This window comes from Rhodococcus sp. 077-4 (assembly GCF_047782425.1).
Taxonomy (GTDB): domain Bacteria; phylum Actinomycetota; class Actinomycetes; order Mycobacteriales; family Mycobacteriaceae; genus Rhodococcoides.
This window is the reverse complement of record NZ_JAJPWC010000002.1, coordinates 1,354,998-1,378,109: the sequence shown is the minus strand read 5'-3', so window position 1 is coordinate 1,378,109 and position 23,112 is coordinate 1,354,998. Positions and strand designations below refer to the sequence as shown.

Annotated in this window: 21 protein-coding genes; 8 read left to right on the top strand and 13 right to left on the bottom strand. The window is 63.0% G+C overall.

What is annotated here, in order from left to right:
* Positions 1-15 precede the first annotated feature (15 nt).
* Genes ACNEOT_RS15605 through dapA form a run of 3 tightly spaced genes read right to left on the bottom strand, consistent with a single transcriptional unit; the run spans position 16 to position 3,931 of the window.
* Positions 16-570: a cysteine hydrolase family protein gene (locus ACNEOT_RS15605; protein ID WP_415974936.1), complete on the bottom strand. Its 555-nt coding sequence runs from the start codon at positions 568-570 to the stop codon at positions 16-18.
* Positions 571-604: 34 nt separating this feature from the next.
* Positions 605-2,989: an ATP-binding cassette domain-containing protein gene (locus tag ACNEOT_RS15600; RefSeq protein WP_415974935.1), complete on the bottom strand. Its 2,385-nt coding sequence runs from the start codon at positions 2,987-2,989 to the stop codon at positions 605-607.
* A gap of 6 nt (positions 2,990-2,995) precedes the next feature.
* Positions 2,996-3,931, bottom strand: coding sequence for a 4-hydroxy-tetrahydrodipicolinate synthase (gene dapA, locus ACNEOT_RS15595; protein WP_415974933.1), 936 nt, complete (start codon positions 3,929-3,931; stop codon positions 2,996-2,998).
* Positions 3,932-4,003: 72 nt separating this feature from the next.
* Here dapA and ACNEOT_RS15590 point away from each other — a divergent pair, with 72 nt between their 5' ends.
* Complete coding sequence (locus ACNEOT_RS15590; RefSeq protein ID WP_415974932.1) at positions 4,004-4,903, top strand: LysR family transcriptional regulator; 900 nt, start codon at positions 4,004-4,006, stop codon at positions 4,901-4,903.
* On the opposite strand, the gene helR is transcribed toward ACNEOT_RS15590, so the two are convergent.
* Positions 4,864-7,077 carry an RNA polymerase recycling motor ATPase HelR gene (helR, locus tag ACNEOT_RS15585; RefSeq protein ID WP_415974931.1) on the bottom strand — a complete coding sequence of 738 codons (2,214 nt, stop codon included), beginning with the start codon at positions 7,075-7,077 and terminating at the stop codon, positions 4,864-4,866. The genes ACNEOT_RS15590 and helR overlap by 40 nt on opposite strands.
* On the opposite strand from helR, the gene ACNEOT_RS15580 reads away from it, so the two are divergent.
* Positions 7,052-7,627 carry a hypothetical protein gene (locus ACNEOT_RS15580; RefSeq protein ID WP_415975227.1) on the top strand — a complete coding sequence of 192 codons (576 nt, stop codon included), beginning with the start codon at positions 7,052-7,054 and terminating at the stop codon, positions 7,625-7,627. The two genes, helR and ACNEOT_RS15580, sit on opposite strands and share 26 nt — an antisense overlap.
* 3 nt (positions 7,628-7,630) lie before the next feature.
* Here ACNEOT_RS15580 and ACNEOT_RS15575 read toward each other — a convergent pair whose 3' ends face one another.
* The 4 genes from ACNEOT_RS15575 to ACNEOT_RS15560 all read right to left on the bottom strand — a co-directional run bounded on the left by ACNEOT_RS15575 (position 7,631) and on the right by ACNEOT_RS15560 (position 11,849).
* Complete coding sequence (locus ACNEOT_RS15575) at positions 7,631-8,047, bottom strand: hypothetical protein (protein WP_415974930.1); 417 nt, start codon at positions 8,045-8,047, stop codon at positions 7,631-7,633.
* Between the two features lie 224 nt (positions 8,048-8,271).
* Entirely contained in the window at positions 8,272-10,467 is a 2,196-nt protein-coding gene (locus ACNEOT_RS15570; protein WP_415974929.1) for an EAL domain-containing protein, read from the bottom strand.
* 129 nt (positions 10,468-10,596) lie between these two features.
* Complete coding sequence (locus ACNEOT_RS15565; RefSeq protein ID WP_415974928.1) at positions 10,597-11,259, bottom strand: methyltransferase; 663 nt, start codon at positions 11,257-11,259, stop codon at positions 10,597-10,599.
* A gap of 41 nt (positions 11,260-11,300) precedes the next feature.
* Positions 11,301-11,849, bottom strand: a complete 549-nt coding sequence (locus ACNEOT_RS15560; protein WP_415974926.1) for a hypothetical protein — start codon at positions 11,847-11,849, stop codon at positions 11,301-11,303.
* A gap of 109 nt (positions 11,850-11,958) precedes the next feature.
* On the opposite strand from ACNEOT_RS15560, the gene ACNEOT_RS15555 reads away from it, so the two are divergent.
* Complete coding sequence (locus ACNEOT_RS15555; RefSeq protein WP_415974925.1) at positions 11,959-13,110, top strand: GNAT family N-acetyltransferase; 1,152 nt, start codon at positions 11,959-11,961, stop codon at positions 13,108-13,110.
* Positions 13,111-13,259: 149 nt separating this feature from the next.
* Here ACNEOT_RS15555 and ACNEOT_RS15550 read toward each other — a convergent pair whose 3' ends face one another.
* Positions 13,260-14,192 carry an alpha/beta fold hydrolase gene (locus ACNEOT_RS15550; protein ID WP_415974924.1) on the bottom strand — a complete coding sequence of 311 codons (933 nt, stop codon included), beginning with the start codon at positions 14,190-14,192 and terminating at the stop codon, positions 13,260-13,262.
* A gap of 86 nt (positions 14,193-14,278) precedes the next feature.
* Between ACNEOT_RS15550 and ACNEOT_RS15545 the strand changes: the two genes are divergently transcribed.
* Positions 14,279-14,749 carry a MarR family winged helix-turn-helix transcriptional regulator gene (locus tag ACNEOT_RS15545; protein ID WP_415974923.1) on the top strand — a complete coding sequence of 157 codons (471 nt, stop codon included), beginning with the start codon at positions 14,279-14,281 and terminating at the stop codon, positions 14,747-14,749.
* A 561-nt stretch (positions 14,750-15,310) separates the two neighbouring features.
* Entirely contained in the window at positions 15,311-16,393 is a 1,083-nt protein-coding gene (locus ACNEOT_RS15540) for a diguanylate cyclase (RefSeq protein ID WP_415974922.1), read from the top strand.
* A gap of 21 nt (positions 16,394-16,414) precedes the next feature.
* On the opposite strand, the gene ACNEOT_RS15535 is transcribed toward ACNEOT_RS15540, so the two are convergent.
* The 3 genes from ACNEOT_RS15535 to ACNEOT_RS15525 form a co-directional block, all read right to left on the bottom strand.
* Positions 16,415-18,037 (bottom strand): cation:proton antiporter, encoded by a 1,623-nt coding sequence (locus ACNEOT_RS15535; RefSeq protein ID WP_415974921.1) that lies wholly within the window; start codon positions 18,035-18,037, stop codon positions 16,415-16,417.
* A gap of 207 nt (positions 18,038-18,244) precedes the next feature.
* A complete protein-coding gene (locus tag ACNEOT_RS15530; RefSeq protein ID WP_415974920.1) occupies positions 18,245-18,700 on the bottom strand; it encodes a tellurite resistance TerB family protein in 456 nt (151 codons plus the stop codon).
* Positions 18,701-18,791: 91 nt separating this feature from the next.
* Positions 18,792-19,124, bottom strand: coding sequence for a hypothetical protein (locus ACNEOT_RS15525; RefSeq protein ID WP_415974919.1), 333 nt, complete (start codon positions 19,122-19,124; stop codon positions 18,792-18,794).
* Between the two features lie 192 nt (positions 19,125-19,316).
* On the opposite strand from ACNEOT_RS15525, the gene ACNEOT_RS15520 reads away from it, so the two are divergent.
* From ACNEOT_RS15520 to pabB, 3 genes are all read left to right on the top strand, one after another.
* On the top strand, positions 19,317-19,655 hold the full coding sequence (locus tag ACNEOT_RS15520) for an RNA polymerase-binding protein RbpA (RefSeq protein WP_027497120.1): 339 nt from the start codon (positions 19,317-19,319) through the stop codon (positions 19,653-19,655).
* Positions 19,656-19,933: 278 nt separating this feature from the next.
* Positions 19,934-20,329, top strand: a complete 396-nt coding sequence (locus ACNEOT_RS15515; RefSeq protein WP_415974918.1) for a chorismate mutase family protein — start codon at positions 19,934-19,936, stop codon at positions 20,327-20,329.
* 10 nt (positions 20,330-20,339) lie between these two features.
* Positions 20,340-22,412, top strand: coding sequence for an aminodeoxychorismate synthase component I (gene pabB / locus ACNEOT_RS15510; RefSeq protein ID WP_415974916.1), 2,073 nt, complete (start codon positions 20,340-20,342; stop codon positions 22,410-22,412).
* 54 nt (positions 22,413-22,466) lie between these two features.
* Here the strand turns inward: pabB and ACNEOT_RS15505 are convergent, their stop codons facing one another.
* Positions 22,467-23,063 (bottom strand): hypothetical protein, encoded by a 597-nt coding sequence (locus ACNEOT_RS15505; RefSeq protein WP_415974914.1) that lies wholly within the window; start codon positions 23,061-23,063, stop codon positions 22,467-22,469.
* Between the last annotated feature and the right edge of the window lie 49 nt (positions 23,064-23,112).

Sequence of the window (23,112 nt, the reverse complement as noted above, 5' to 3'; positions counted from 1 at the left end):
AGTCCAGGGTATCGGTCAGGTGAACGTGACCTTCTCGGTCAGGACAGCCTCGGCAGTTCGGCCGGGCGCTGTTTGGTTGTCCCAGTACATGTTCGTGTGCGCGATGACCTGCTCGGGTGGCGGCGCTCCCCATTCGGTCAGGTCCTCGGCCGTGTGCGCGTCGCTCACCAACGTCACGTCGTATCCACGGACCAGACCGCCGTGGAGCGTGGATCTGACGCAGAAATCCGTGTGTGCTCCGGCGATGACGAGGTGCCCTACGTCGGCGGCCTCTAGGTCGGCCTCGAGGTTCGTGTCCTCGAAGGCATCGCCGTGCTTCTTGTGCACGATCGGATCTGCTGGTTGCACGGGCAACTCGGCGAGAAATGTCCATCCCTCCGTTCCGAATGCCAGCTCGTTCTCGGAGGAGTGCTGCACCCAGATCACCGGAGTGTCGGTCTTCCGCGCGCGAGCTACCAGCGTGAGGATGTTGTCGACGACGCGCTCGCGTTCGTGGACGCCGACCATCACGTCGTTCTGGACGTCGATGATCAGCAGTGCGGTTGCGGGCCGATGGGTCAGGGTGGTCACGAGAACTCCGATTCTTCGAGCGGTCGATCGAACGTCAGCTACCGACGTACGCGGCCAGGTGCCGGCCGGTCAAGGTGGAACCGTCCGCCACGAGATCGGACGGCGTTCCTTCGAACACCACGAGTCCGCCGTCGTGACCGGCACCGGGACCGAGATCGATGATCCAGTCGGCGTGCGCCATGACGGCTTGGTGATGCTCGATGACGATCACCGATTTGCCCGAGTCGACCAAGCGGTCGAGCAGCCCGAGGAGCTTGTCGACATCGGCGAGATGCAGTCCGGTGGTGGGCTCGTCGAGCACATAGATGCCGCCATTGTCGGCCATGTGCGTCGCCAGTTTGAGGCGTTGGCGTTCGCCACCCGACAACGTCGTCAACGGCTGGCCGATTTTCAGATAGCCCAGCCCGACGTCGTTCAGACGCTGCAGAATCTTGTGCGCCGGGAGCAGTTTCGCGGCACCGTCGGAGAAGAACTCCTCGGCCTCGGCGACGGACATCGACAGCACCTCGTCGATATTGCGGCCGCCGAAGTGATACTCGAGTACCGAAGCCTGGAATCGTTTGCCCTCGCACACCTCGCACACCGTGGCCACCCCGGCCATCATCGCGAGGTCGCTGTAGATGACGCCCGCGCCGTTGCACGTCGGGCATGCGCCCTCCGAATTGGAGCTGAAAAGTGCGGGTTTGACCGCATTCTCCTTGGCGAACGCCTTGCGTATCGGTTCGAGCAACCCGGTGTACGTCGCTGGGTTGCTTCGCCGAGACCCACGTATTGCTCCCTGATCGACAGAGACCACATCGTCTGTCCCCGAGAGCGATCCGTGAATGAGCGAACTCTTGCCCGAGCCCGCGACTCCGGTGATCACGACCAGCACTCCGAGTGGAACGTCGACGTCGACGTCGCGCAGATTGTGCGAGTCCGCGCCTCGAATCTCGAGCACCTCCGAGAACTCGCGTACCGAATCCTTCAGTGCTGCACGGTCGTCGAAATGCCGTCCGGTGACGGTGTCGCTTCGGCGCAACTCGTCGACGGTGCCCTCGAAACAGACGTGGCCGCCCGCACTGCCGGCGCCGGGACCCAGATCGACGACGTGGTCGGCAATCGAAATCGTCTCCGGTTTGTGCTCCACCACCAGAACGGTGTTTCCCTTGTCTCGCAACTGAAGCAGGAGGTTGTTCATCCGCTCGATGTCATGGGGGTGCAGGCCTGTCGTCGGCTCGTCGAAGACGTATGTCACATCGGTCAACGACGATCCCAGGTGACGAATCATTTTGGTGCGCTGCGCCTCTCCACCGGACAGCGTTCCCGACGGACGGTCCAGGCTCAGATAGCCGAGCCCGATCTCCACGAACGAATTCAGGGTCTCGCTCAATGTCGTCAGCAGCGGTGCCACCGACGGTTCTTTCAGACCATCGACCCACGCGGCCAGGTCGCTGATCTGCATGGAGCACGCGTCGGCTATGTTGACGCCCTTGATCTTCGACGACCGAGCGCCCTCGTTGAGCCTGGTTCCATGACAGTCCGGGCAGGTGGTGAAGGTGATCGCGCGGTCGACGAAGGCGCGGATGTGGGGCTGCATCGCGTCGACATCCTTGGACAGGAACGACTTCTGGATCGCAGGCACCAGCCCCGAGTAGGTCAGATTGATGCCCTCGACCTTGATCTTCGTCGGCTCACGATAGAGCAGATCGTCGAGTTCTTTCTTCGTGTACTTCGAGATGGGCTTGTCGGGATCGAAATACCCACAGCCGCGGAATATTCGGCCGTACCAGCCGTCCATGCTGTAACCGGGGATGGTGATCGCGCTCTCGTTGAGGGACTTGCTCGAGTCGTAGAGAGCGGTGAGATCGAAGTCGCTGACGGAGCCTCGGCCCTCGCAGCGCGGGCACATGCCGCCGGTGACGGAGAAGGACTTCTTCTCGGTGGTCTGCCTGCCGCCCTTGTCCACCTTGTATGCACCTGCACCAGACACCGACGCGACGTTGAACGAAAATGCCTGCGCCGAGCCGATATACGGTATTCCGATCCGGCTGAACAGGATGCGGAGCATGGCGTTGGCATCGGTGGCGGTGCCGACGGTGGAATGGGGATTGGCACCCATACGCTGTTGATCGACGATGATGGCCGTGGTGAGTCCATCCATGACGTCGACATCGGGGCGCGCCAGCGTCGGCATGAATCCTTGTACGAAGGCGCTGTAGGTCTCGTTGATCATCCGCTGCGATTCGGCCGCGATGGTGCTGAAGACAAGCGAGCTCTTCCCGGACCCGGAGACGCCGGTGAACACGGTCAGGCGCCGCTTGGGCAGCTCGACGTCGATGTCCTGAAGGTTGTTCTGCCGCGCCCCCTGCACGCGAATCAAATCGTGACTGTCGGCAGCGTGCGGTGCCGAGCCCTGCGTGACCTTCTTCGTCGCCATGAGCAGTCAGGCTAGTCGTACCGGAACCTGCACGCTTCTCGATTCCTGATCGATTCCGGTGGCGGACAGGGCGTCGCCGAGCCGACTCAGGTCGGCAGCCGAGGATTCGAGAAGTGGGCGCCGCACGGTCGCGTCGGAGATGACGCCGATCCGGGCCAGCGCGGCTTTCGCCATGATGGCTCCCTGCGTCGTGCGCATGACGGCGTCGGTCAACGGGAGGAGCGCTCGCTGTACTGCGTTTGCCCGGTCCAGGTCACCGGAACGGACTGCAGCGATCAGCTCGGCGTAGCGATCGGCCACCACATTGCCGGTGACGCTGACCAATCCTGTTGCACCGCAGGCGAGATAGGGGAGTGCGAGTTCGTCGATACCGCAGTAGTAGGCGAGGTCCGTCGCCGACATGACGGTCATGGCCTCGTACAGGTCGCCCTTCGCGTCCTTGACGGCCCGGATCAAGGGGTGGCGAGAGAGCTCGACGAGTGTGGATGCCTCGATGGCCACACCCGTGCGTGCCGGAACGTCGTACAGCATCACGGGCAGCCCACCGGCATCGGCGATGACAACGATGTGCTCGGCGATGCCGGCCTGAGTGGGCCGCGAGTAGTAGGGAGCGGTGATCAACAGCGCGTCGGCTCCGGCCGCCGAGGCGGACCTGGCCATGTCGATGCCCTTCGAAGTGTCGTTGGTTCCGACTCCCGCGATCACTCGAAGAGCGTGATCCGAGTGCCCTCGTACCTGCTCGATCAGCTGGGCGATCTCGAGACTCGTCAGTGTCGGTGCTTCACCGGTGGTGCCGGCGACGACGACGCCATCGCATCCCGACGACAGGAGGTGGTCGAGGAGTGAACCGACGCCGGCTCTGTCCACACGTCCGTCGGGGTGCATCGGGGTGGCCATGGCGACGAGGTTCGTGCCGAAGATCGACGGGGGAGTGATGGTCATCGCCCCAGTGTGGACCGCGCAATTGGTGAGGTCCAGCGATGTATTCTCCACACTATTGCGTACGGTTGCTTCATGATCGACGTGAATGCTCTGCATGCCCTACGGGCCGTGGCCGCCCTCGGCACCCTGGCGCGGGCAGCGGACGAACTCGGTTACACCTCCTCGGCAGTGTCGCAGCAGATCAAGAGACTCGAGCGGCAGGTCGGCACACCGGTACTCGCCCAGGCCGGCCGGGGCGTCGTGCTCACCCCGGCGGGCCGGGCAGTGGTCGAGTCGGCGGACGAGGTGTTCCAGGCCCTCGAACGGTGCGTCGAAGCGGCCCGATCCGCTGACGAGGGCGTCGCACGCGGGATCGTTCGGTTGGTGGGCTTCTCGACCGCAGTTCGAGGGTTGGTGGCACCGGCCCTGTCCGACCTGAAGCATCGATATCCGGATCTGACGGTGCACATCAGCGAGGAGGATCCGGACCGTGCGCTGCACAGCGTGCATGCGGGCACCGCTGATCTGGCGTTGGTGCACGATGCGGACGGCGTACCGGCGGCCGCACCACCCTCTGTCGTTCGGCGACCGATCCACACGGACTACGGCGACGTGGTCATGAAGCGAACCCACCCGCTCGCCCGACGGGAGTCCGCGTTGACGCCCGCCGAGCTCGCCGAGTATCCGTGGGTGACGAGCCCGGCCGGGACGGTGTGCCACCAGTGGTTCCGGCGGCTGTTCGCCGAGACGATGGCCGAAATCGACGTTCGTCATCTCGTGGACGATTTCTCCACGCAGCTTGCACTGGTCGAAACCGACGATGTGCTCGCGCTCGTGCCCCGTCTCGCGCGCCCGGCCCTACGCGCAGGCCTCGTTGCAGTACCGCTCGAGCGGACTCCCGTACGAGAGGTGCAGGCTGCGTGGCGACGCAGTGCCGACTCGAGCCCAGCCATTCATGCCCTGCTGGACGTGCTCGACGCGGCCACACCATGATCGGTCAGGACGACCAGCCGACCTGTTGCCCGTGTCATCGCCACATACCTGTCGACGGCACCTGCGACTCCCGACCCGAACGAGTCCGGCTCGACCAGGACGACGAGGTCGAATTCGAGTCCCTTCGTCAGCTGCGGTGTCAGCGATCGAATGCGCTCCGACGCCGGAAAGCTGAGATCGCCAATGACACAGGCAATTCCGTCTGAATCGGTGCGGAGCCATCGGTCGAGAATTCTCGGCAGATCTGCCGTATCGCCGTGCTCGACGGGCACACCGCTGCTGCGGATCGAGACCGGAACATTGGCGTCCGCGAGCACAGCTCGAATCACCGGCTCGGCCTCGGCCATCACCTCTCGCGGGGTGCGGTAGTTGACACCGAGGGTGGCGATCTCCACACGATCGATTCCGACCCGTTCGAGGCGCTCGCCCCAGGACTCCGCGAATCCCCGACGCGCTTGCGCGCGGTCGCCGACGATGGTGAAGCTGCCCGACGGGCACCGGCGCAGCACCATCTGCCACTGCGCATCGGTCAACTCTTGTGCTTCGTCCACGACGACATGCGCGAAGGGACCCGCCAACGGATCCGACGGCACTTCCTCCAATCCCGCTCGATCGACCAGGGCGTCGCGAATTCCGTCCTGTCGAAATTGGGCGGCCATCATCTCGTCGTCGTCGGATGCCATGAGTTCGTCGACTACACGGTCCATCCGTGCGCGCTCGTGTGCCGCGGCGAGTTCCCGACGCCGTGTACGCCGGGCGTGCTCGGGATCTCCGAGTCGCATCCGTGCGGCGTCGAGCAACGGCAGATCGGCCACCGTCCATCGGGTCGGATCGGGTCGCTGGAGCGCACCAATCTCCTCGAGGCCGAGCCATGGCGCGCACCTGCGGAGATATGCGGGCACGCTCCACAGGTCCGAGAGGAGGTCGGCGGCATCGATGATCGTCCACGAGCTGTCCAGTTCCTTACGCAGATCCGCGTTGCGTTGCAGCGAGTTTCGAACGTCCTCGGGATTGTCGCCTGCGTATCGGTCCGTCAGAATCGTCAGCAGCAGATCCCAGATCTGCTCACGCGCTTCGTTGTGCGGCGTGCCTGGATCGGGTGCGGCGAATGCCTCGATCCAGTCGGCGGGAGTGAGAGTAAGCTCTCCCCATTCCGTTTCGACGATCATGTTTCGTGTCGGTGGCTGCTCGTAGAACGCGACTGCGGCCTCGATCGCCGAGTGCATCTCTACGGTCGACTCGAGCTGCGCCACCACTGGATCGGTTTCCTCGACGGCGTTCGTTCCCTCGGCGACGAGGTCCCGAAGAGTGCAGGTCTGCACGCTGTCCTCACCCAGACTCGGCAGCACGTCGGAAACGTAGGCGAGGTACGGGTCGTGCGGACCGACGAACAGCACCCCGCCGCGGTTGTGGCCGAGTCGCGATTGGGCGTACAGCAGGTAAGCGGTTCGGTGCAGAGCGACAACGGTTTTCCCGGTTCCTGGCCCACCGTCGACAACGAGAGCACCGCGGGCGTCCGCCCGAATGATCGCGTCCTGATCCGCCTGAACGGTGCCCAGCACGTCCCGCATTCGCGGTGAACGTGCCGCACCCAGACTGGCGATGAATGCAGACTGATCGTCCAGCGCGCCATCGGCGCTCAGTTGGGCGAGGTCGAACACCTCGTCCCAGTAGTCGGTGACGAGGCCGTTCGTCCACCGATATCGACGTCGACTGGTCAACCCCATGGGATCGGCATGGGTGGCACCGAAGAAGGGCTCGGCCGCAGGAGAGCGCCAGTCGACGAGGAGTTGTTCGCCGTGGGTCCCCAACAGTCCGAGTCGTCCGATGTACACCGGCTCGGCAGCGTCTGCGGTCACGATGCGGCCCAGGCACAGATCCACGCCGTACCTGCGCAACGACCGCAGGCGTGCCCCGAGACGATGGATCTCGAAGTCTCGTTCCATGACCTCCTGCCCCATCCGGCCGGACGACTTCTGCGCGGTGTCGAGACGCGACGCGGTATCGGATCGAGACTTCTCGATGCTCGCGCGTATTGCGGAGAAGTGTTGCTCGTCGTAGCCGACCAGCGCTGGATCTCGTTTCCGTACGAGGTTGTCCGGGAGGTCGAAAATGCTCTGGCGCACAGGTTTCACAGGACTCCGATCGATGACCGCGTGGTTGCAGCGAGCCATTCTGAGCCCTGTACGGGGTCTTGCCGCAAGCCCCGGGGTGCGCTATACATTGAAAGTGGAAAGAGCTGACCGTCGCTTTCCGAACCCCTTACCGAAACGCAGCCGGCCCATTCTGAGTGGGCTTCTTCCGCTCGTCGGTTCCGGTGTGCTCGCCGGTGGCGCAGTCCAACTCGGCTTTCTCTATGGACCGACGGTCGAGGGCAACGGCGGCGAAGCCGGTGCCGCTGTGGCACTGTTCGGCCTCACTGTCCCTGTTGCGCTCCTCGCGTGGGGTTGGACGAGGCTGGCCACTCGACCGAAAGCGATTGCGGCAGCGTTGTCGACGGTGGCACTGTCCATTCCGCTCACCATGTTCTTCGTCCTCGTGGCAGCGGCGCCCTACGACGCGATCGTGTGTGAGAATTCGGCCGACTTCTGCGGTCTCGGAGTGGTGCAGGTCGTCCCGACTCTCGGGGCAGTGGTGCCCTGGACCGTGGCTGGAATTCCGGGGCTTCTGATACTGCTCGCGGATCGGCGGCGAAACTGCCCGCGCAGTCCAGGATTCGAGTAGCGATCAGGCGACGAGGCCCCTGCCGCGATGAAGTTCGAGGCGGTAGATGATGCCGCCGAACAGGATGCGTTGCACCGCCTCGTCGGCGAAGTAGCTGTCGATATCGTTCGGCTTCAGTCCCGGATGGTCGTCGAGGTGTTCTCGAAGAACCAGCAGAACGGTGTCGACAGTGAGGACGAATCGTTCGCCGCCGACGTCGGTGATGGCGGCGCGACCCACGCCGTCCCATTCCTCGACACGAGCCCAATGCCGAATTCCGCATCCTTCGACGGCCTCGATCAGAAGGCGCTCCGCGAAGGGCAACAACGACATTCGATCGGCGCGGGCGGCGCGCACCGATGCCAAGGCTCGTCGGTAGACGAGTCCATGTGCTCGAGCATGCGCTCGTGCGGCAATCTTGTCTGCATGGTTCTTGGTCACGAGAGTTCCAATCCCTGTGTGCACCAGCCCCGCGCACTGCTGCACCGGTCGGAAGTCATGGACACGGCGTGCAACAAAAACTAGCGATTCCCGATCGCAGATCCAAGAAGGACCTTGCCCCTGGAGCGCTGACGGAGGCGACGCGGGTGCCTGCTGCAGCTGGGGTGGCTATGCGAGTAGCTCTGGTTCGGCACGCTATCACGAATCCTGGGCTAACCCGCGCGTCATCGATCACCGAGCAGCAGATCGGCGATGGCACCGGCCCCGACAGGTCGGCCGAGCAGGTAACCCTGAGCGAAGTCGCAGCCGGTAGCGGCCAGCGCCTCGAGCTGCTCTTCGGTTTCGACCCCCTCGCCGACGACGGTGACGTCGAATGCGCGGGCCAACGCGACGATGGCCGAGACGATGGCGTGGGCGCGTGGGGCCGGGAGCCGGGCAATGTACGACTTGTCGATCTTGAAACACTCGAACATGGGGTAGCGGTCGAGGTACGACATGGAGCTGTGGCCCTTGCCCATGTCGTCGAGCAGCAGAGCCACACCCATGGCATGCAGGGTCGAGACGGTGTCGGCGACCCGTTCGGTGTCTGCGACCCATACGGTTTCGGTCACTTCCAGACCGAGAGCGAAGGCCGGCAGGCCCGTGTCGGCCAGTACCGAAGCGACTTCCGTGGGAAAGGCGGGATCGCGGAGCTGAAGTGCGCTGACGTTCACGCGAACCACAATGTCGGAGAACGTTCGCCACCGCGCTGCGGCCGTGCATGCCGTGCGCAGTGCCCATGCCCCCAACGGTGTTGCGAGACCGGTTCTTTCGGCTACACCGACGAACTCGCTGGGTTCTATGGGTCCGAGTTCGCGGTGATTCCAGCGCGCGAGCGCTTCGACCGCAACGATCTTGCGAGTGGCAATGTCCACCAACGGTTGATAAGCGAGCGTGAGTTCGTCGGCACGCAGAGCCGCCCGGAGATCGATCGACAGGCTTCTGATGCGATCGGCGTCGTACAGGTCGGTGGGATCGAAGACGGCGTGACCACCGGTGCCGCTGTCCTTCGCGCGGTACATGGCCAAGTCGGCACGGTGAATCAATTCGTGCCGTGTCGAATTCGGTTCGGACACCGCTATCCCGATGCTGGCACTGAGGGGGATGGGCACGTCCTCGGCGGAGAACGGAACCGCAATGGAACTCGTGATGTGTCGGGCGAGCTCTTCCACATGAGCGACGCTGTCCACGCCTTCGCAGACGATCAAGAACTCGTCGCCGCCCAGTCGCGCAATTGTGTCCTCGTCTCGGATTGCCGACGCAAGTCGATCGACGAACTTCACCAACGCCCGGTCTCCTGCGTCGTGTCCCAGACTGTCGTTGATGATCTTGAAGTCGTCGATGTCGAGCAGGAGCAGCGCAACGGTTCCGGACTGTTGCCGAGCGCGGTCCAACGCCGAATCGATGACGTCGTACGCGAGTGTGCGGTTGGGTAGACCGGTCAGTGCGTCGTGCGTACTCCGTCGCCGCAATTGACGTTCGAGGTCGATTCGTCGAATTGCCGCGGACACGATACCTGCCACCGATCCGAGGAACGACACTTCCTCGTCGCGGTACAGACGTGCCTCGACGCTGTGGACGGAGAGCACGCCCCATGCCTTACCCGCAGCGGTGAAGACAGGGACTGCCACGCCGCTGCGGAGGCCGAGCGCAATCATCGTGTCGGTGCGAAAACGCCCCTCGGCGTGAGAGTCGTTGCACACGACGGGCTCCGAGAGCGTCAATGCGTACCCCACCAACGAACCGTCTCCGGACGGAATGTCCTGACGCATGCCCAGTGCACCGCTGGCTGCGTCCATGGTCAAGTACGGGTCGGTCGGATGCGCGAGATGAGCGATAGCGGAGTTTCCCACCCCGATCAAGGTTGCGGCGGTGTCGGTTGCCGCGGTGAGCAATCTGGGTAGCTCGGCGATGACGGCGAATCGGCTCAGGTCGGCGAGTGCCCTCTGCTCCTGTGCGTGACGACCGGCGATCACCGCGTCGGCTGCCATCCGAGCGCTGCGTTGCTCCACGGTGTGCCGGTGCCGAATGGTGGAGGCCACCACGTCGGGGCCACCGTCGTCACGACTGATCACGTAGGCGGACACCACTACCGGGATTCCGGCACCGGTCACGTGGTGGCGCAGCTCGCAGTAGCCTTCCCATTTGCCCTCGGAGAGCAGACCCGCAGCAATGTCGTCGGTGAGATCGAGTCCGTCCGCTGTCAGTAATTCCAGTGCCGACAGTGTGTCGAAATCGGCGACGTCCGTGACACCGATCAGGTCCGAACCGGCCGGATTGATGTACAGAACTTTCCCCGTGAAATCCGACAACGCAATGAAGTCCGGAGAACGTTCCATGAAGGATCGAAGACTCACCGGATCGCCCGGGAGATCGAACATCGGCCCTCCGATCCGTTCCGCTCGGGATACGAGCGGCACCGGGCCCATGTTATTCGGCGTTCGCGGTCCGCGGGCTCGAATACGACGTCGACCTGCCCGGGATGAGTTCGACGGGAGTCAGTGTTCTCGCTACTTCGCGTGGAGGGGTCTGCGAGCGACGAAGAGCGCCACATTGCCCACCATCGTCACCTCGACCTGCTCGAATCTGTCGGAAAGTAGTCGGCGCAGGCCCGGCAGATCGTCACTCCGATTGGCAAACGCGCCGATTCTGTTGTACGCGAACATCAAGGCAGAACCGAGTGCGGTGTACTTCTGATCGACTCCGATCACGGTCGATCCGAACAACACGCCCTCCGGCGTCAGCGCGTTCGCCAGGTTCGTCAGCGCGACGGACTTGGTGGACCAATTGCCAGGAAGGCAGTGCAAGACGTAGTTGATCGACACCGAATCGAACTGGTCGACGTTGTCGTTCAACGGCAACAGCACGTCGTGTTCGATCAGAGTGGGAGTGACACCGAGACGGGATGCGGTGTGCTCGAGTGAGTTGGTATTGAGATCGACGAGGGTGAGGTCGATATCGGTCGGTAGGTCGACGTTGGCGAGAATCCAGCCCGATCCTGGGCCGACTTCGAGGTGACGGCGACCGAGGTGCTCGCGGTAGAGATCGACGAAATGTCGTCTGTTGCAGCGCCATCCGTAGTCGTTCGACAGTCTGATCACCCAGAGGTCGTATACGCTGAGAAAGAGCTTGCTGTACGGGGCCGCGCCCGCGCGAGTGGATGGCGTCGTCATGGAATCGGATGTCTCATCGGAGCTGTTCGAAGATCGAGCGCTCACCAGACCACAATCCGATCCTCGACGCGAACACGGCCGAAGAAGCGATCCGTGATGTCGTCGCCGGAGTGGTTGTAGCTGTTGATCATTGCGGCGAGCTCGTCGACCAGGGCACGTAGCGCAGGGGAGTGGACGTCGATTCCACCGTCGCGCTGCCAACCCCACTCGGCGGGGACGCAGCTGATCGTGACCACGATCTCGCAGTCGTGGCGGGCCTCGACCTCGTACCGGATGGCGGCGGGCGCGTCGGCAATTGGGTCGACTGCTGCAATTGGGTCGACTGCTGCCACGCTGTGGAATTCTGCCGGGACGGTCCGGGCCGGAGTGAGGTCGTGACGAATCATCTCGGCGACGTCGTCGAGCCCCGCATGTAGGCCGAGCCGGTGGTGATTGGAACCATAGTGCCGACTGCTGTCGGCCGTGGGGCGCATCGAGCGGAGTAGTCGATTCAGCATGCGCTGCGCAACATCTCGCTCCGAGCTCACCGTGCGAGGGTGATCGATCAATGCCCGCAGCCTGGACATTCGGACGGCGGGTTCGATGGGCACGAGCCCAGAATATCGCGTCGACTACATGCTGGAACAGTTTGATCCGAGCGGATGGCGTCGCGGTTGTGCGTTGCGGGGTGCGAGCCAACAGTCCAAACTGAGAAGCATCATGACGAACTACGGTCTGCGCGCGAATCCAATCAAATTGCGGCCGCGGCCGGCGGTCCCACGCGACGCGGCAGTCGACCTGACCTACAGCGGGGTACCTGTTCCCGAACGCGACTTCTTCATCGAGGAGTTCCGCGGGGTCACGATCGTGGTTGCCCTTCCCGTAGTGAGTACCGCGGCATTGGACGCGATGGAACGCACGGTCGGTGAGTTCGTCACGGGTGACACGCGGTTCATTTTCGTGGTCCCGGTGGGCCACGTTCCTGCGGTCACCGCTGCAGTCGGTGGTGTGGCCCTGGACGGTGCGGCGGTGTGGAACGACGAGTCCGTTGCCCGTTTGTGGCTTGCTACGGCGGACTCGGAGTGCGTCGTGATCGGGGCGGAGGCTGCCGCTGTCGCGCGCACGGCCGGCTCTGTGTCTGCGAGCGTGCGCGCCTCGAAGATGGTGCTGACCGATCCGGGCGGGGGCTGGGGCGATCCTCCTCGTAGCTTCGCCGACATCGACCTGCACCGCGAGCGCCTTGTCGCGCACCTGGCAGAACGAGGGCTCGACGATTTTCCGCCCGCGGCCGAGGCAGCGCTTGCCGGCGGTGCGTACAGCGTAAATCTCTGTCGCGCCGAGGATCTCGAATTCGAACTGCTCACCTTCGACGGCCGTGGCACGGTCCTGACCCAAGGGCGCTACCTTCATTTGGCCTCGCTTCAGGTGGACGACTTCCCGGCAATCGAGGCGTTGGTTGCGCAGGGAGTGCGAGAAGGGGTTCTCAAGTCGCGCAGCCGAATCGAGATAGCGCGGATGGCGGTCGGTGGCCTCGGCGCGCGGGTCCTGCGCACCGGCCACCTCGCCGGCATCGTTGGACTCGAGGTGGACCGTTACGCCGGAACAGGTTTCGGTGAAGTGTCGGGTTTGATCACAGTCGCCGAATTCTCCGGACTCGGTGCGGGTGGCCTATTGATGGACGGGTTGTTGGAGGTCTGCCGTACGAAGGGCGTCGCACATCTGTTTGCGGTGACCGTCAGCAGTGAAGCCGCAGAGTTCTTCGTCAAGCGCAGTTTTGTCGAGGTCGAGCGCCGGGACGTGCCTCGAGCCAAGTGGGAGGACTACGACGCTGACCGGCTCGAGTCCGCTCGCTGTTTCCTGCGATCCGTCTGATCAACGTGGGGCCAGCGCCTGCCGGCGACGTGGCCTCCGATCCATCTCGTAGGTATCCAGAGTGCTGTGGGATGTCCCGGTCGTAGCCGGCGTCGACACAGCTGGGGGGGCTTCCGTTTTCGGCCACTGACCCGTGTAGCGGGCTTTTTCTACATAGCCGTCGGACTTTCGGTGAAACTCGTTGGCGTTGGTTGCCTTTCACTATCGGTTTCGGCCAGGAAGTGCATCATGGCCTTCGACAGTGCCGCCGGTGCTTCCAGTGCTACGTAATGACCGACGCCATCGAGCTGTATCGCGGTGAGCTTGCCTGCGGAAACGGACCTCATTGTGATCGCGGTGAACGAACCGCCGCTTGCGCCTACGGCCAACACGGGAACGGTCAGGGGAGTGGACTTGGCAAGCGCGATGATGTCTTCTCCCTCGTCGAGCATCGATCGATAGAGGCCTCCCGCGCCGCGCCACCCGCCTGGTCGTGCGTATGTTCGCGTGAATTCGTCGATGTCGGTGTCGGTGATCGACTCCGCCACCGCCGTCATGGCGGGAAATGCCCAATTGCCCAGAAAGTCGCGCTCCCGGCCGCTGAGAAGTAGGTCGCTGATGCCGGGCGCTGCGAGGACCCCGATGTGCCAAGAACCCCCGCGGGTGACATCTGCGAATCCTTCCAGCCCGAACCCGGCCAAACCCATCTCGATGGCAGTGAGTGACAGTACGTCTTCTGGATGGGCGGTGGCGAGTCTGAACACTGTAGCTCCGGCAATGTCCTGCGCGGAAAGGTGGACTGGACCTACATCGAGGTGGCGGATCAAGTGATGAAGATCGGCTGCGGAGATGCTGCTGTCGTGCGTGTCGTCGGCGATGCTGGAGTCGCCGAACCCGCGTAGATCGACAGCGAAGACCCTGTGATTGCTTGCAAGAAGCGGAATCAGTTTGTGGAAGGCCCACCATGTCTCCGGGAACCCATGAACCAGCAGGATCGGCGAGCCGGTTGATCCGGCCGACACGTAATGCAAAACGGTGCCGTTGACCTGTGCAGTGTGGTGGGTGATGCCGTCGACGAACGGGCTCGGAACTGATTCGGACATGACGTTCTCCATTCGATAGACAACCTGATTGTCTAAATATAGACAATCAGGTTGTCTTTGTCGACGCACGTCGGTATTCTCGAGTGATGTCGCGTTCGGGCGCTGAACTTGCTCTACTTCTCCTGGGTAGCTACCGCCGACTGGTGGAGTCCGTCATCGATGAGTTGGCGGCGCGCGGACACCAGGATGTGCGGCCGGTCCACGATTACGCCATGCGTGCCATCGTCGCCGGAGCCGACAATGCATCAGAGCTCGGACGCCGCCTGGCGGTGTCGAAGCAAGCTGCAGCGAAGACCATCGCCGTTCTTGTCCAGCGTGGCTTGGTCGTGCGAGAGACCGATCCCATCGACGCCCGCCGCAAGCGGATTCGAGTCACTCCTCTTGGATTGACCGTCATGCGCGAGGGCGCAGAAATTTTCGACAAACTACGCGATGAGTGGGAGCGGCAGATCGGTGCCACCGAACTCGCGGTACTCGAATCCCAGCTGTCCACACTCGTCGGTGACAAGCCGATTCGGGTCGAAGCGCCGGGCTGGGTGGCACAGGGATCGGACTGATGTGTCCGACGGTTCCGGTTCGGCATCAGTCAGGCGCTGGTCCATGTTCCTCGGTCGCGGCGTGGATCACCGAGCTTGGGGGGACAGGTGGGGCAGGTGCATCGTGGTTGGCATTACTTGACATAATGTTGATTATCGGCGAAACGGCGATGCAGCTCAGAAGGGTTGGGCCATCGTCTCGCTGGTTCTATGTCGACCGACCGGCCGTTCCGTAGACGCCTGTCTGGCCTCGCACCTCGATTGCCGAAGTCACACCCGTTGGTCGGCGTCGTCGGGACTCTTCTCGTCAACCATTCGGTGAATCGAGTCGCTCGGCGGAATCGGCGTCCCGCCGCGCAGCCCTTTCGGTTGTCGAAGAATCCCCCGGTTCGAAACGTCACTGTGACGTTTCGACCGGAGTGGATGTCAGCCGACACTGCCTGATCAAGGTGTCGCTGACGACCGATTCGACGCAAAACAACCATTGCGGTCGGTAGTGACGGATCGAGCATTCGAACCGCCCGTAACTGCTACGCTGCGTGGAATTGTCGCTCGGGGCAAATACCAGTCGAAGGTCATCCGATGTTTGCCGTACGTCCGTTCCTCTCGGCCTCGGGGCCTCTCGCGTCACTTCGTTTGCACGACGACACTTCGGTGGCGGGCTTGTTGGATCTCGACGCGAGTCGTACCAGGGTCATTCAGTTTCTCGTGGGTATGGGCACGCTGCTGATCGGTGTCCTCGGACTGCTCAGTGCACCGTCCGAGGAGTACAGCAGCTGGCGAGTTCACGTTGTGGTTGTGATCAGTCTGTCCGCCTTCCCTGTGGCGCTGCGCTGGTTCTTCGGTCGATGGCCCGGTCCGGCTTTGCTCAATGCATTCATCGTGTATTCCGATGTATCGATTGCCGCAAGTCTGTTGTTGAAGGACACGCAGTTGACGGCCATCGGCGGTACGGTCCTGTTCGCTGTGATCACCACACTGGCCGTGGTGGCTCTGCCGCTACTCCCCTGCGTTGCGCACATGGTCTTCGCCTCAACAATTCTCGGGGTCGTGGCCGTGCAGACGGTCCGAGCCGACGTCGCCAGCGGCTGGGTCGTCGCCGCACACAGCTTGACGATGCTGTTGATGTTCTCGTCCCCACTCGTCCTGATGGTGTACGTGAGTGAGCTCCGTTCTCGCGCAAGAGAATCGCTGGTTGATCCACTGACCGGTCTGCACAATCGCCGCGGCCTGTTTGCAGCGGTCGCTGCCGCCGCGGTGACCGTGCCGGACGTCGAGCCCAAGGTCATGTGCGCCGTTGCCGCCGATGTCGATGGAATGAAGCGCGTCAACGACAACTACGGACATCACACCGGTGATTCGGTCCTCGTGGATGTGGCGCAGCATCTCCGAGCGCTGGCCGCCAATCGCTGGATCGTGGCACGGCTGGGCGGTGACGAGTTCGCCTGCATAGCCGTCGGCAGACCTGCCGACATCGCCGCTAGGACAGCAGAACTCGTGTCGAGTCTGACGCAGGCTCGAATGTTGTCCGGACTCACCGTGAGCGTCGGTTCGGCATCGGTACACATCGATGTCGACAGCGATGTGCGGCAGTCGGCGCACGACGTCCTGCGCATCGCGGACTCGGAGATGTATCGCGTGAAACGTAGTCGCTGGCCGGCCTGAACCCTTCGTAAGAACGGAAAATCAGGCTTCGGGTGCGTCGGGGTCGAGGCGGACTCCGTCGTCGACAGGATTCGGAGCCACGGTCGCAACCTGATCCGCCAGCTCCAATCCCGCGCCCGCGTAAACATTGAACGCGATGTCCACGCCGTGTTCCTTGGCCCATTGCACTTCGTCGTCGTAGCGAGCAACAGCGGCCACCGTTCCGCTGAATCCGGATTCACGTAGACAGGCGAGCGCGGTGACGTTGGCACCGTGACGCGGCATGGCCAGCACTGCGATTCTGACCGACTCCGAGTGCCGAAGTTGGTGCCAGAAGTCGAGATCGGTTGCGTCCCCCTCGATGACTCGCAGTCCCTGGTCGGCGAGGCGACGAATGCGAGGCCCGTCGTAGTCGACGCCTACCACGCTGAGTTGGTAGTGATCGGTGAGACGCTGATACGCCGCGAATCCGACGCGTCCCATACCGATCACGACCACCTCGGCGTCGCCGGCGTCACCGGAGCGTTCCTCGGGATGAAGGCTGCGCTCGTCCTGCTCGGGCAGGCGTGTCGCCATCTTCTCGACCATCAGGTGTCCACGCCCGTTCACCAGGGCCGATACGACGAAGCTCAAGGCCACGGCGATCGACATCTCCACCAGCCATGCCGGTGCGAGCAGGCCGGTGGTCACGCCCACCGAGACGACGATCAGGCCGAACTCGGAGTAGTTCATCAGGCTCAGCCCGGCGAGGAGAGCAGTTCGGTACCGCAATTTCATCATGGCGAACAACACCAGATACAGGACGGATTTCAGCGGCAGCAGAAGCACCATGAGCAGGGCGACACCGAGGCTGGGCAGGTCCGGCAATCCGGTCAGACCGATCGAGACGAAAAAACCCACCAGCAGCAGTTCCTTGATGTGGAACAGCGATCGAGACAGCTCGGACGAGGCCGGATGCGACGCCAGCAACACGCCGACGATCAAGGCACCCAGATCCCCTTTGAGTCCTAGGGCGGAGAACAGCGCATAGCCCGGGACCAACGCCATCACGATGCCGAACAACGACTGCATCTCGCCGTGGCCGAGTCCGCTCCATATCCTCCGAAGAACCCGCGTCAGGGGCCACAGAAGTACCAGTGTCAGCGCCCACAGGCTCGGCAGCGTGCCACTGGTGACGGTCAAGAAGACCACGGCAACGATGTCCTGCATCACCAGCACACCGATCGCCACGCGCCCGTAGAGGGCGTGCGACTCCCCTCGTTCTTCCAGAACCTTGACCACGAACACGGTGCTCGAGAACGACATCGCGAAGGCGAGCAGCGCTATCGTCGCCAGGCTCTGGCCGGACAACATGGCCAAGCCGGCGACGGCGGCGAGCCACAGCACGGTAGTACCGATCGCGATGCTGAGCACCAGATGCACCGAAGTGGTCAGCCACACTTCTCGGCGCAACAGAATGCGGACGTCGAGCTTGAGGCCGATAGCGAACAACAGCAGGGTGACGCCCAGGTCGGCCAACAGCTCCAGCTGGGGTACCTCGCCGACGTCCAGCGCGTTGATCACGAATCCGGCAGCCAGAAACCCGACCAGGGGAGGTAGCCGCACCACCATGGCAAGACCGCCGAGACCGAAGGCGATGACGAGGTAGATCGCGGCAATTGTCATGCACGGTCCCTTTGCTGGTGGGCTGCTGGCCGGATCTCCGACGGATCGACGACATCGGCACATGCCGTTGGAGTGTCCCCAGTATCCCGGCATTGCGAACATTTCACAGCGGACGACGCCCGACGAGAACGGCGACCGGCGAAGTGGTGACTTCGTCGATCGCCGTGCGCGCGATCAGTTGGCGTTGGCCTCCTGTGGAGAGACGTCTCAGAGTTCGAACTCGGCCGGATCGATTCCGACCGCGAAGCAGGCATTGCGTACCGCAGCCTTCTCGTGATCGTCGAAATTGCCGTCGGCACCGCCGATGATGATGCCGATCTGGATTACGGCTCGGGCCTGGTCCGGCTTCGACTTCAGCTTGCCGATCGTCGCAGTCGCCTCGACCTTGCCGAAGTCGAAATCTCCCTGCAGCTTGTCGCAGTACCAGTCGAACTTCTGCCGAAGTTCGTCGGGCTCGAAGACCCGCAGGGCCTCGTTCCCCGCGATCAGAGATGCCGTCTTCTGACGCTCGGCAGGATCGATGGTGCCGTCCGCCGCCGCGATCAGGGCACACATGGCCATGCTGCCGTTGGCGAATTCCTTGTTCTTGAACTGGCTGGTCTTGGTCTGTAGCTGGCCGTTCAGTTCCTGTGCCTTGGACTTGAGTTGATCCCAGAACGCCATGGAGCTCCTCGCTGGTTCGTAACGTCCGCGCAGTCACGCGGACTTCGACCCATTGTCCATGGATACGGTGAACGAACGGAGGAAGCGCAGTTCAGCGCAGCCGTTCCGCGTCGTGCGCTTTGGCCAACAGCTCGACGCACAATCGGTGAAGTTCCGCGGAGTCCGCCCCTTCCGTGACCGCTGTACTCACGTCTTCGGCGGCACAGCGAACCTCGAACGCTCGATCGGCCGCGGCCGACACCTCTTCGGCAGTCAGCACGACGGCATCGTCGGGAACCGATGTCCCTTTTATCGCGGTGCGTTGTTCGTATGCACGTTGGCGGCACGATTGACGGCAGTACCGCCGCTTACGGCCGGTGCCGGTGTCGGCGACCGGGCGCCCGCACCAGGCGCACGTCTGGTCGCGGCGGGTTCTGACGGACATGGTCGTTCAGCCTACTGTGGCCGCGAGGTAAGATTCCCCGATACGCTGCGCCGATAGCACCGCGTCGGGACTCACCGGCCCGGGAACGAACCGACGCTCAGCGACGTTGTAGATCAGTGGGTAGACGGTGTAGTTCGATGTCGACGGATGGCTTCGACGCACGTACCTACTATCGATGGAGAGGACTTCACCATGGCAGATCGTGTACTTCGAGGTAGCCGACTGGGAGCGGTCAGCTACGAAACCGATCGTGATCACGACCTGGCACCCCGTCGTGTTGCACGTTACCGGTGCGACAACGGTGAGGAGTTCGACGTACCGTTCGCCGACGACGCCGAGATCCCGGGAACCTGGGCTTGCCGCAACGGTCTCGAAGGGTCGTTGATCGAGGGAACCGCGCCGGAGGCGAAGAAGGTCAAACCGCCGCGCACGCACTGGGATATGTTGCTCGAACGGCGATCGGTCGACGAGCTGGAGGAGCTGCTCAAGGAGCGCTTGGACCTGCTGAAGGTCAAACGCCGCGGCGCCTGATCGTCCTCCACTGCACCGTCGGATTGGAAACAATCCGGCGGTGCAGTTTTTTGTTGCCGATCGAACTCGATCGAGGTTTCTGAGCGCTCTGTTGCATTCATTGTCGCCCGATCCGGGGTTCCAATACGATCGAGTGGCGGCCTGGCAGTGCGAGGTGTCATCATCGAGTATCGGTTGTCTTGCAGGTGGACGATTCGTGAATGGTCGACGTAACAATTGTCGAAATGCACCGATAAACAGCAGCACCGGAATCGAAAACAATCAGGGGGCAGAAACTCGTGAGCCAGGATTCTGATCAGTGCTCGACCGACGCTCTGCGCACGGCTGCCTCCGAAGCGGAATCGGAAGGCCATCGCGCAGTCGGCGAGCAGAAGCTTGCGGAGTTACGGCGAGAGTTGGACGGAATCGACGAAGTTCTGCGCGCCGCCATTCGCGATCGCATCGATGTGTGTGTACGCGTTGCACACGTAAAACGCGAACACGCCATTCCGATGATGCAACCCGGCCGCGTCGGACTCGTGACCGAGCGAGCGAGAGAATTCGCGTCGGCCAACGGGCTGTCCCCCGACTTTCTCGAAGACTTGTACCGATCGATGATCGCGGAAGCCTGTCGCGTCGAGGATTCGATCATCGATTCTCCGACGCCGGGGCTCGGCCTCGGCAGTGAACGGTAGAGGCACGGCGATGAGTATCAATACGCTTCTGGTGGACAATTACGATTCCTTCACCTACAACCTGTACAGCCTGCTGGCCGAGGTGAACGGTCGGCCCCCGACGGTGGTCAAGAACGACGTCGAGTGGACGTCTCTGGATTTCGACGCCTACGACAACGTCGTCATCTCTCCCGGGCCCGGGCGTCCGAGTCTGGAGCAGGATTTCGGTATCAGCGCTCGCGTGATCCTCGAATCCGATCTCCCCATACTCGGCGTGTGCCTCGGACACCAGGGTCTGTGTCAATTGTTCGGTGGCAGTGTCGATCTCGCGCCTGCACCGATGCACGGCAGGATCACCGACATCACTCATACCGGTACAGATCTGTTCGCCGGGATTCCGTCGCCGTATTCGGTGGTGCGGTATCACTCGCTCGTCGTGACGCGCACTCCTGACGACTTCGAGGAAGTTGCGTGGACTCCCGACGGCCTGGTCATGGCAGTCCGGCACCGCACCGAGCCGATGTGGGGAGTTCAGTTTCATCCGGAGTCGATCAGTACCGAATACGGCCGCGAACTACTCGCAAACTTCCGCGATCTGACGCTGGCTCGATCGAACACTTCGGGTGCCGCGCGTACCCAGGATTCCATGTTCACCATCGAAACCCGCACTCTGGACGAGGCTTTCGATTCCCAGCAGGTCTTCGAGGCTCTGTTCGCGGACGGCTCCAAGAGTTTCTGGCTGGACGGCAGTGCGGCGCTCGAACCCGATTGCAGATTCACCGTCATGGGCGACTGCTCGGGTCCACACGCGGAGTACGTGACCTATTCGGTCGCCGAGACCACGGTGACCGTGCAGGGTGCCGACGGTGCGACCGAGCACATTCATTCCACCTTCTTCGACTACATCGACGAACGACTGCGGGAGCGCGCCACTCCCCCTCGCCATGACCTCCCGTTTGCCTTCGGGCTCGGCTATGTCGGATATCTGGGGTACGAACTCAAGGCAGATACCGGCGGGCAATTGGTACATACCGCTGCGACACCCGATGCGTCGATGGTCTTCGCGGACCGTGCGCTGGTGTTCGACCACGAGGCCGGCACCCTGTACCTGATGGGGTTGGCCACCACCCCAGGCGATCCTGTGTTGGCGCAGTGGTTCGATTCGATCACCGCTACCTTGCGTGGTCTGATCGGAAAAGTCACGCCCGAGGACCGTACGGGTGCGTCTGCGTCCGGCACTCCCCTGCTCGGTGCCGATCGTTCGCTGGAACCCCGGTTACGCCACGACCGCGCTCATTACCTCGATCTGATTTCCCAGTGCCTCGCCGAGATTCGATCCGGTGAGACCTACGAGGTGTGTCTGACCAACACAGCGACCGTTGCCGGTTCCATCGATCCAACGGCCACGTACTCCTACATGCGCGAGATCAACCCAACGCCGTACAGCGCTCTGTTGCAGTTCCCCGAGGTGTCCGTGTTGAGCGCGTCTCCGGAACGGTTCTTGCGCATAGATGCCGACCGCATCGTCGAGTCCAAGCCGATCAAGGGAACGCGTCCGCGCGGAGCGACTGCCGAGGAAGACAACGCGCTCAAGGCGGATCTCGTCGCGAACGAGAAGGACAAGGCCGAGAACCTGATGATCGTGGACCTGGTGCGCAACGACCTCGCGCAGGTGTGTGTGCCTGGGTCGGTGCACGTCCCCAAGCTGTTCGACGTCGAAACCTACGCCCCCGTACACCAACTGGTCTCGACCGTTCGCGGTCGCCTGCGCGACGACGCCTCCGCGGCGGACTGTATCCGAGCGGCGTTCCCGGGCGGATCGATGACCGGTGCGCCGAAGATCCGCACGATGGCGATCATCGACAAGCTCGAAGACGGACCGCGCGGGGTGTACTCGGGGGCCATCGGCTATTTCTCGATCACCGGCACCGCGGACTTCTCGATCGTCATTCGTACGATCGTGGCGACCGAACACGAAGTGACCTACGGCGTAGGCGGAGCGATCGTCGCGCTCTCCGATCCTGACGAGGAATTCGAGGAGACGATGGTCAAGGCTGTGTCGATGCGTCGCGCACTGACCGGTCGAACGAAGAACAGCGGGTAGAGCGCACGCGCTCCACCCGCTGTCGTACATCTTTCGGCTCGTGGCCGACGGTTGTTACGGAGTGGTGAAGTACTCGAACACGGCGGGCTGAGCCTGCGGGTTGCCGTTGGCCGTTCCGATGACTGCGCCCGCGACCGTACCGATCACGGTTCCGATGATGCATCCGGAGATGAAGTTCGGAAAGATCGACACACACCCGATGGCGAAACCGAGGCCCGCGCCGATCGCCGTGCCGACACCGCCACCGTTGTTCCAGCCGATCGCGAGCTGGTTGACCATGTTGTCGAATGCCTGCTGCTTGGTCCGCGGGCCTGCGACGTCGGCAACGGGAACCGTCTGGGGCGTCAACGTCAATACGCGACCCTCGGCACCGATGAGCGGTGCGATCGAGTAGACGGTGCCGTTGACGGTGTACTCCAGTGGAACAGATGCGAGCGTGGCACCGGCCCGGTCGATGATCGACACGGTCTCGCTCGTCGCGTCGACCCGGAACAGTCCGGCGTCGAGGACGGTGGTGACCGTTCCGTCCGGGTTGACCGACGTCTCGTAATTCACCGAGTCCGACATCGGGTCTGCTACGGCGTGGCCCGCTCCGGTGGCTACCGCAGCGGTCAACGCCACCGCGACCGTTGCTGTTCTGATCAGTTTCACTTCTGTCCCCTGGTGTTAGTGATTCGCATTCGACCGCATTTGTATCGAA